The following is an 11,240-nucleotide window of genomic DNA, read 5'->3' on the forward strand; positions in this document are numbered from 1 at the left end:
GTTTCACAGGCGATCCAACAGTGATTACATATAATATTTCAGACGCAGATGGCAATCAAACCGCCGCTCCAGCGAGTATTACCGTAACCTATTTAGATACGCCACCAGCTGTAGTAGCCGATGAGGATTTAAATAATGCTTTAGGAAGTACCGTTGGAATTAATGTGCTTTCAAATGATATATTAAGTGATGGTACGACCCCAACGCCGGCTGATGTCGTGTTGACATTAGTGATTCCATCCGGAGTTACAATTGTTCCAAGCAGTGAAGTGTTAGGCGCCGATGGTAACTTGATCGGCTTTGAAGTAGATGGCGAAGGCGTTTGGTTGTATAATGAGACTAGCGGTGTGTTGGAATTCACTCCAGCTTCAGGATTTGAAGGCGATCCAACAGTGATCAATTATACTATAGAAGATGAAGATAATAATGCGGTAAGTGTGAACACTACAGTTACGATCACCTACCAAGATCGTCCAGTAGCGGTGAATGATGAGGATTTAGATAATACGCCAGGCGATACAGTTACTTTTGATATCGTAGGCAATGATACAGACGGTGATGGCAACTTAGATCCAACGACAGTTGATTTGATTCAGCCAGTGATTCCAGGAGTTACCATTACAGATGTAGTTACTTCCACCGATGGAGATGTCATCGGTTTCACTGTTCCAGGTGAAGGCGTTTGGAGTTACGATGAGACTACGGGAGAAACCCGCTTTGATCCGATAGATGGTTTCACAGGCGATCCAACAGTGATTACGTATAATATTTCAGACGCAGATGGCAATCAAACTGCCGCTCCAGCAAGTATTACGGTAACCTATTTAGATACGCCGCCAGTTGCAGTTGATAATTCAAGTAATGACAATCCAATAGGAAGTGCAGTTACACAAGATTTATTGGAAAATGACACCTTATCAGATGGAACAACTCCATTACCGACGGATGTTACTTTAGCATTGATTCCTCTAGGGAATGCTATCAATATAGTGACAGGAGCTGCAGGTAATGTGATAGGTTTTGAAGTTCCTAATGAGGGAGTATGGTTATATGACGAAATTACAGGAGAAGTAATTTTTACTCCAGAATTTGGATTCATAGGTAATCCTACCTCGATTGATTATACAATTACAGATAATGATAATGGTGAAACAGCAACAGCAAATGTGTCTGTAGATTATCAAGATATTCCGATTGCAGATGATGAATTAAGTGTAGGGAATGTGCCAGGTGATATTGTATCTCAAGATATTTTAGTAGGGGATACAGATGCGGATGGAACTATTGATCCTACTAGTGTAGATCTAGTGGTACCAGTTAATGCTACGGATGTAATTACAGATTTAGATGGTGACGTTATTGGGTTCACGATTCCAGGTGAAGGAGTTTGGAGTTATAATGACAATACAGGAGGCTTAAGTTTTGATCCAGAAGAAGGATACACAGGTGATCCAACACCAGTACAATATACGGTTGATGACAATGATGGTAATACCACAAATATTGCTACAGTAACTGTTGAGTATAACGATGTGCCTCCAGTAGTTAATAATGATTCTAGCTCAGGGAATGATACGGGTAATTCAGTTACTATAGATGTTTTAGGAAATGATACGCTAGCGGATGGTAGTACACCAAGTCCAGAAGATGTATTATTTGATTTCGTAGTACCAAGTGGAGTAATAAACCCGATTGTTGGGCCGAATGGAAATACAATTGGTTTCACCGTTCCAGGTGAAGGAGATTGGATTTATGATGAGACTGTGGGAGAGGTCACTTTTACACCTGATTCTGACTTTACAGATGATCCAACTCCAATAGATTATAACTTAACTGATGTAGATACCGGTTCAATAGCAACAAGCCCTGGAAGGATTACTATTGATTATGCTATTGAATTTCCTGTAACATCTAATGATGAAAGTTTAAATAATCCAACAGGTACAACAGCAACCATTGATATTCTTTCAAATGATATGGACCCTGATGGTAGTTTAAACCCAGAAAGTGTGAATTTAACTCCACCAACAAATGCAACGAATATTATTACAGATGCCGATGGTGATATAATTGGTTTTGAGGTGCCTGGAGAAGGAGTTTGGATATATGATCCTAACACAGGTGTTTTAGAATTTACTCCAGAAAATGGATTTGTATTAGATCCAACACCAATTGTATATACAGTTGATGATAATGATGGTAATCCATCTAATCCATCTACAGTTACTGTTGATTATGTAGATGTTGCAGATTTATCATTAACAAAAATAGTGGTAGATAATGATGCTACGCCATTAGTAGGTTCAGAAATTACATTTGAAATAAGCGTGTTTAATGATGGGCCTCAAAATGCGACAGGAGTAGATGTTACAGATATTTTGCCTTCAGGGTATGATTTTATCTTGTATAGTTCTTCTGCGGGTACTTATAATGAGAATACAGGTGTATGGAACATTGGAGATATTCCATCAGGAGGTTCAGAAAATTTATTAATAGATGTATTGGTAAATGCTCCAACAAATACAGCAGGTGAGTATTTCAATGTTGCCGAAATAACTAGTTCAGATGTATTTGACATAGATTCTGTTCCTAACAATGATGATGGAGATCAGAGCGAAGATGATGAAGATAATGCCATAGTTACTCCAGTAGTCCCTATGGCAGATTTAGAATTGACTAAAGAAGTGGTTGACGGAGATCTTACTCCGTTGATTGGTACGGAGATAAGTTTCAATATAACAATAACCAATAACGGGCCTCAAAATACTACAGGGGTCGAAGTGACAGATTTATTGCCTTCTGGTTATGATTTTGTGTTGTTTAGTGCTTCAACAGGAAACTATAATGAAGTTTCTGGAATTTGGAAAATAGGGAATTTAGATAGTGGAGCAAATGAAACCTTAATTATAGATGCAATAGTATTGGCTACAGGTGATTATTTAAATGTCGCCGAAGTAACTGCTTCAGATGTATTAGATAGTGATTCAATAATTAATAATAATGATCCTTCGGAAGATGATCAAGATGATGCCATTGTCACTCCAGTGGAAGCAATTGCAGATTTATCTTTAGAAAAAGAAGTGGTTGATGGGGATAGTACACCTCTAGTAGGATCAGAAATTACATTCAGAATAACAGTAAGAAACGATGGGCCACAAACGGCAACAGGAGTCGAAGTGACGGATCTATTACCTTCGGGTTACGATTTTGAAACATTTAGTTCTTCAACGGGAAGTTATAATGAAGTTTCTGGAATTTGGACAGTAGGTAATTTAGAATCAGGAGCTGTAGAAACCTTATTGATTGATGTTACTGTTGAACCAATGGGAGACTATTTAAATACATCTGAAGTTTCAGCTTCGAATGTGACAGATAGTGATTCAACTCCTGGAAATAGGGATATTACTGAAGATGATTATGCAGAAGCAATAACAACTCCGATCCAAAGTGTAGCAGATTTATCAATTCGTAAAACAACAGTTGGAGGCGAAACAAGAGCACAACCAGGTGATGAGTTACGCTTTCAGATTACTGTAAGTAATGCGGGGCCAGATATGGCTACAAATGTTCAGGCAGAAGATCTTTTACCTATAGGTTTTGAATTTATAAGATTTAGTACTACTTCTGGTAATTACGATCCCGTATCAGGTTTATGGGATATTGATGACGTACCAGCAAATGGTTCTCAAACTATATTTATTGATGTAGTAGTAAAAGAACCAACAAATACTCCGAATGAGTTTGTAAATAATGCACTCATAATAGCAAGTGATCAAATAGATCCAAATAGTGATGTGTCAAGTGATGCAAGTGTAGATGATTTAGCAGATGGTATCCCAGATGATGATGAAGTTAGTTTCCCAATACAAGTAGCAATTGCAGACTTAAGTATAAGTAAGTCAGTAAGTAATGAAATGCCAAATGTAGGTGAAACACTAATTTTTACACTTTCTATAACTAATGATGGTCCTAATATTGCTTCTGGTGTGGCAGTACAAGATATATTACCAATTGGCTTTAGTCAAATTTCAGCAGTAAGTGACTCGGGAACTGTAAGTACTAATGTTATTGATTGGGCAAATTTAACGGTACCATTAACAGGCTTAGAATTAACATATAGCGCAGTAGTAAATATGCCTACTTTAGAAGATGGAGAATATGTAAATGTGGCACAAATAACAGCTAGTAATGAGTTTGACCCTAACTCTAACCCTAATAATGATGATGGTGATCAAAGTGAGGATGACGAAGCTAGTTTTACAATTTTAACACCAGGTACTGACATCGAAATTTTAAAAAGTGTCGATATAGTTGAGCCAGCCATAGGTCAGGAAATTACTTTTACAATCACTGCACGAAATCTGGGCAATTTAGATGCTACTAATTTAGAAATAACGGATAATCTAAGGTCAGGGTATCGTTTTGTAAGTAGTACTGCAACTAAAGGAACTTTTGATAGCGGTACGGGTATATGGGAGCTGCCAATAGTAACAACGGATACTTCAGAAATGTTACAAATTGTAGTAGAAGTTTTAGATGTAGATGATTATGGCAATACAGCAAGCTTAATATTTCTAGATCAATTAGATGTAAATCCAAATAATGATACCGCATCTATTGATGATGTAGCATCGATTTGTGGAACTATATATAATGAGTTTTCTCCAAACGGAGATGGAATGAATGATGTGTTTTATATCGATTGTATTGATCGATTCCCGAATAATAAATTAACCATTTATAACCGTTGGGGAAATATTGTTTATGAAAAAGAAGGCTACGATAATACGTTTGAAGGAATATCTAATGGTAGGGTAACACTGTATCCTAGTGACAAACTTCCCGTAGGAACTTATTACTATGTTCTCGACTTAGGTGAAGGAAGTAATCCAAAAGCGGGTTGGTTATATATTAATAGGTAATTCAATAAAACGATAAAAGTAAAAAGATTCAATATGAAGAATTTTAAACAGTATATAGCGGTATCACTTATTTTTATTGGATACACCGTCATAGCACAACAAGATCCTCAATTTACTCAGTATACAATAAATCCTTTAGCAGTAAATTCTGCGTATGCTGGTACTAGAGGGCATGCTACTATTATTGGCTTACATAGGACACAATGGTTAGGTATTGATGGAGCTCCTCGGACACAAACTTTAAGTATTGATACTCCTATAGGAAATAGAGTAGGTCTTGGATTTTCTGCAATAAATGATGAAATTGGACCATCTGAAGAGACCTATTTAGATCTTAATTTTTCTTACACAGTGCCATTGGATGAAAATTATAAATTATCTTTTGGTTTAAAAGGGGGGCTACGTCTTTTTAATTTAGATTTTAATAAAGGAAGAATACAGAATGATGGAGATGCTGCATTTCAGCAAGGTGTTGATAATAAAATATTTCCAACTATTGGAGCAGGTCTTTTTCTACATAGTAAAAGAAAATATGTAGGTTTAGCAGCACCTAATTTTTTAAAAGTAGATCATTTTGATGATTCTATAACTAGTTTTGGAGAAGTAGCAGTGGAGCGTTTACATCTCTTTTTAATAGGAGGTTGGGTTTTTCCAGTAAGTCAAAAGACATTGTTTAAACCAGCTTTTTTAATAAAACATGTTAATGGCTCACCTATATCAGTAGATGTATCAGCAAACTTTTTGTTTTTTGAAAAGTTACGCTTAGGAGCATCTTACCGATGGGATGATTCAATAAGTGGATTGGTTGGTTTTCAAATAAGCCCTAATCTTTTAGTATCCTATGCGTATGATTATACAACCACTGAGTTGCGTAGATATAATTCAGGAACTCATGAACTCACTCTTCGTTTTGAAATATTTAAAAATAGAATTTTAAAATCACCAAGATTCTTTTAAAACTAATTTAACTATGATATCATTAATTACTAATAAATTTTTAAAGCGTTTGTTTTGTAGTGTTATAGCTTCATTGGTTTACACATTTGCATGTGGACAAGATCAAAAAATAAAATATGCAGAAAAGCTATTTCAGTCTCTGAAATATAAAGAAGCTTCGGAGGCTTATAAAAAAGCTTACGAAAAAGGAGTGGAAGATCAATTGCTCTTTGAACATTTAGGTGATAGTTATTATTACAATACCGATATGCGACAAGCTAATCAATGGTATAAGGTGCTTTTTGAGAAATTTAAAGATAGTATTGATCCCGAATATTATTTTAGATACGCCCATACTTTACAAGGACTAGGAAAAAATGAAGAAGCAAAAAAATGGATGAAACGTTTTTCAAAAAGGACGGATCACGATGATCTTAGAAAGAAAAATTATAAAAAGGCTTCACAACAATTAGATGAAATTTTAAAAATGGATTCTAATTATAAAATAAGTAACGTGTCAACAAATACTCCGTATTCTGATTTTGGGGTTAGTTATTATGGTAATGAAGTTGTTTTTGCATCGGCTAATACTACGAATAAAAATGCAGAAAAATACTATTGGAACAAACAGCCTTATTTGAATTTATATAAAGGATTTACATCCGAAAAATTTTCAGATATTGACGAAGCCATGCTTTTTTCAAAAGATTTAAATTCAAAGTATCACGAATCAAATGCTGTTTTTACTAAAGATTTAAGCAAAGTGTTTTTTACTAGAAATAATTTTAAAAAAAAACTAGGAGATGATGGCAATGGGGTAAATCACTTAAAACTATATAGTGCAGATTTGAATAAAAGTTCGAAAGGAATAAAATGGATAAACATAAAAGAATTGCCTTTTAATAGTGATACCTATTCAGTAGGTCATCCCACACTAAATGAAAATGACACTAAGCTGTATTTTACTTCGGACATGCCAGGAACAATAGGAGCTACGGATATTTTTGTGGTAGACATTCTTGGAGATAATGAATATTCTACGCCCAAAAATTTAGGGAATAAAATTAACACCTCGGGTAGAGAAATGTTTCCTTTTATTCTGGGAGATAATTTGTTTTTTGCTTCCGATGGACACCTAGGTTTTGGAGGCTTAGATATATTTAAATCAAATAAATTAAATGATGCTTTTCAATTCCCTAAAAATTTAGGAAAGCCAGTAAACAGTAATAAAGATGATTTTGCATTTGTGTTTAATGAAAAAGAAAAAGGAGGCTTTTTATCTTCGAATAGAAAAGGAGGAAAAGGAGATGACGACATTTATGCAGTAATCCCTATAAAAAAACAAGTATGTAACCAAGCTATAAATGGAGTCGTAACTAATTTACAAACTAAAGAAAGAATAGCGAATGTGCAATTACAGTTATTTGACGAAGTAGGTAGCAAGGTAGCCGAAACCACATCAAATGAATTAGGAAAATACAGCTTTGATAAAGTATTAGATTGTAACTCTAGGTACGAAGTTAAAGTAATAAAAAAAGGATATACTTCAATTGTTAAACCATCATTGACAGAAGCCGTAACAGGAACCACATATTTACCTTTGGGAATCGAAACCTTAGATGAATTAATTGTAGAAGAGAAAGGAGTTTTAAAATTAAAAATTGGAATTATTTATTTTGATTTAGATAAAAGCTTTGTCCGTAACGATGCAGCAATTGAATTAAATAAAATTGTATTGGTGATGTCTCAATACCCAAAAATGCATATCAAAATTGAATCACACACGGATTCACGTATGCCCAATGAGTACAACAGAAGTTTATCTGATCGAAGAGCAAAAAGTACCCGCGAATATTTAATTTCCCAAGGAATTGAAGCATCACGTTTGGAGAGTGCTATAGGTTATGGTGAATCTCAACTGATAAATAGATGTGCAGATGGTGTGTCTTGTTCGGAAGCTGAGCATCAATTAAACAGAAGGTCAGAATTTATTATCACTAAAATTTGATGTGTTACAAATGATAATTAAAAGATTGATGATCACATATTATTTCAGAATTAGTACAAGTACCTCAAAAGCCATTATTTTTTAAAAATAATGGCTTTTGAGTGAGTTTTCAATATAATTCTACTACATTTTAACACATAAGTTCTAATCTAATCATATCCATAGCTGTACATTTAATTTAAATAAAAACAGCAGCTTATGTGTTTTCGGTATGCACAATTAATTTTTCTTTTTCTATTAGGTTGTTCAACTGTATTTGGACAGGTATTTAACGTATTGGATTACGGAGCAGTAGGCAACGGAATTCAAAAAGATACACAAGCCGTCCAAAAAGCAATTGATATGGCTACAGCACAAGGAGGAGGAAAAGTGATCATCCCTTCGGGTAAAAAAGTACTTATTGGGACTATTTTTTTAAAAGATAATGTCACATTATACTTAGAAAACGGCGCCGTACTTTTAGGAAGTCCAACAATTGAGGATTATGCCCAAAATACACATAAAAACATGTACAAAAACGAGCCACATATGGATCGTTGTTTAATTTTTGCAAAGGAAGCACATTCGATTGCCATTGAAGGTTATGGGACTATTGATGGGAATGGATTTCCTAAAAATTTTAAAAGAGAAACGGGTCGGCCAATGCTTATTCGTTTTTTGAATTGTACTGATATTCATATCAACAATGTAAAGTTGATAAACCCAGCTGCGTGGACTTCAGCTTTTTTATATTGTAACAATATAAGTGTGAGTGGAATTTCAATAAAAAGTAGAGCGAATCATAATGGTGATGGACTTGATTTTGATGGGTGTCAAAATGTGAATGTAACGAATAGTATTTTTGATACGAGTGATGATTCTATTTGTTTACAAGCATCGATGCCTAATATTCCGTGTAAAAATATAAGTATTTCCAATTGTACTTTTGAAAGTAAATGGGCGGGAATGCGAATTGGGTTATTGTCTCGAGGTGATTTTGAATCTGTAACCGTGACCAATTGTTCCTTTAAAAATATTGATGATTCGGGATTGAAAATTCAAATGAACGAAGGTGGAAAAATGAAAAATATGACCTTTTCCAATTTAGTTATGAAAAATGTTCCGCGCCCCATATTTATGACTTTAGCGCAGCAAAGAGCATGTGTCGATGCTCCAAAAGAAATGTATCCAACTGGAGTTATGCAAAACTTTACGTTTGAAAATATTATAGTAGATAATGAAGAATTAGATCAAAATTCGGCAATTTTTATTACAGGAATCACGGGACATTATATTAAAAATATTGTGTTAAGGAATATTCAACTTCATTTTTCGGGAGGAGGGACATTACAAGACGCTCAAAAAATAAACCCAAAGGAATATACTTTGGATGTATTAAAGGATTGGTGGCCCGAATTTCATTTGGTCGGGACCTTGCCTGCTTATGGTATTTACGCACGTCATGTTAAAGGTTTGTATATGGATAATGTGCATATGTACCTAAAAAAGGAAGATAAACGATCTCCAATAGTTTTGGATGATGTCTCGCAAGATCATATTAGTAATAGCTTTTCTAATTACCATTCTATTGTTTCGTCACAATTAATTCGTTTATAAGAATGTTGTTCAAAAAAATACTTTTAGGATGTTTTTTATTGTTGTTTTTATCCTGTGTAACAAAGAAAAAAACATTTGATATTCGGGATTTTGGAGCTCAAGCAGATACACTTACGGTAAATACAATTGCCATTCAAAAAGCCATTAATGCATGTCATAAACAAGGAGGAGGCAAAGTAGTAGTTAGTAATGGAACTTATATTACAGGTACAGTGCTGTTAAAAAACAATGTGCATTTAGTTATTCATGAAAATGGAGTATTAAAAGGAAGCAGTAACCCCTTGGATTACCAAAGTATTGATATGTTTACTGATGCTACAGGACAAGAACGGGGGAATTGTTTAATTGGAGCAGTAAATGCTAAAAATATAGGAGTTAGCGGAAAAGGAATTATTGATGGTAATGGAGCAGCTTTTTTACATAAAAATTTAGTAAAAGAAAGGCGCAGACTTCATATACTCGAAAGCAATAAAACATTCGGGAAGAATAGGCCTTTTTTACTACGTTTTGTAAAATCATCGAAAATTCATGTAAAAGGAATCCAGTTAAGGGAACCTGCAGCTTGGACGTGTCATTTTTATCAATCTTCAAATATCCAGATCGAGGAGGTATCTATTTATAGTCATGCCAATTTTAATAATGATGGTATTGATTTAGATTCAAGTTCAGCGGTAAGCATAAAAAATTGTACGATTGATACGGGTGATGATGCCATATGTTTTAAAACCACCAGCCCAATACCAACACATGATATAAAAGTATCGGAATGTAGCCTAAAAAGTGAATGGGGAGCAATTAAATTTGGTACCGAATCTATGGGAGATTTTTATAATATATTGGTAACAGACTGTGTAATAAATGATACGCGAGGTGGAGGAATAAAAATACTAAGTGTCGATGGTGCCAATATAACCAATGTGACTATTAAAAATATAAAAATGAATGCCGTAGATATGCCAATTTTTGTGCGTTTGGGAGAGCGTTTACGTACGTATCGAAATACACCAAAACAAAAAGTAGGTAGTATTGATAAGCTTTTGATTAAAAATATACAAGCGACCACACAAAGTATAGAAAAATTAAGAGTGAACCCACCCTCGGGTATTTTAATTACAGGGACACCAGCTTATGATATAGGAACAGTTAAGTTGGAGGATATTAGTATAAACCTTCCGGGAGGAGGTAAAAAAGCAAACATAAAATTAGTGGATGAGCAAGTGGCTGCTTATCCCGAATTTAGCTTTTTTGGGATGTTACCAGCCTATGGGATTTATGGGAGGCATATTAAAAAAATAACGCTGTCTAATGTCAATTTTAAAATAGAAAATCCCGATGAAAGAGCGCAAATAATTTTAGAAGATGTGGATAACAAAATAATAAACTAGAAATTAAAAGGAAATGAATTTAATTAAACATAGCTGTTTATGCTTAACTATAGTAGTTGCCTTTGCTAAAGTTACAGGACAATCAGTCAAAAAAAAACCTAATGTACTTGTAATTTATACAGATGATCATAGGTATAGTGGAGTACATACACTTGGCGGAATGAATGTAAAAACACCTCATATTGATGCCTTAGCAGCAAATGGAGTGGCCTTTACAAATGCCTATTTAATGGGCGCTTTTTCGGGAGCTACATGTGTGCCTAGCCGTGCTATGTTGCTATCGGGGCGTAATGTATTTCAGTTACAAGGTAAAGGTTTTGTGATTCCGCAGCAGCATGCTACTATTGGCGAAACATTTAAAAAATCGGGTTACTATACGCATATTGTAGGGAA

6 protein-coding genes are annotated in these 11,240 nt (G+C 34.6%); all 6 read left to right on the top strand.

What is annotated here, in order from left to right; all coding sequences use genetic code 11:
- Nucleotides 1–20: 20 nt before the first annotated feature.
- Complete coding sequence (locus KQA_RS19615; protein ID WP_232285890.1) at nucleotides 21–4,922, top strand: T9SS type B sorting domain-containing protein; 4,902 nt, start codon at nucleotides 21–23, stop codon at nucleotides 4,920–4,922.
- Between the two features lie 33 nt (nucleotides 4,923–4,955).
- Nucleotides 4,956–5,879, top strand: coding sequence for a PorP/SprF family type IX secretion system membrane protein (locus tag KQA_RS0211240; RefSeq protein WP_010181173.1), 924 nt, complete (start codon nucleotides 4,956–4,958; stop codon nucleotides 5,877–5,879).
- Nucleotides 5,880–5,892: 13 nt separating this feature from the next.
- Complete coding sequence (locus KQA_RS0211245; protein ID WP_010181175.1) at nucleotides 5,893–7,866, top strand: OmpA family protein; 1,974 nt, start codon at nucleotides 5,893–5,895, stop codon at nucleotides 7,864–7,866.
- A 198-nt stretch (nucleotides 7,867–8,064) separates the two neighbouring features.
- Nucleotides 8,065–9,462 carry a glycoside hydrolase family 28 protein gene (locus KQA_RS0211250; protein WP_010181176.1) on the top strand — a complete coding sequence of 466 codons (1,398 nt, stop codon included), beginning with the start codon at nucleotides 8,065–8,067 and terminating at the stop codon, nucleotides 9,460–9,462.
- A gap of 2 nt (nucleotides 9,463–9,464) precedes the next feature.
- Entirely contained in the window at nucleotides 9,465–10,847 is a 1,383-nt protein-coding gene (locus KQA_RS0211255; RefSeq protein WP_010181178.1) for a glycoside hydrolase family 28 protein, read from the top strand.
- 13 nt (nucleotides 10,848–10,860) lie between these two features.
- A partial coding sequence (locus tag KQA_RS20770) for a sulfatase-like hydrolase/transferase (protein ID WP_010181180.1) occupies nucleotides 10,861–11,240 on the top strand: 380 nt, incomplete at its 3' end.

The sequence above is a fragment of the Aquimarina agarilytica ZC1 genome (assembly GCF_000255455.1).
GTDB lineage: Bacteria > Bacteroidota > Bacteroidia > Flavobacteriales > Flavobacteriaceae > Aquimarina > Aquimarina agarilytica.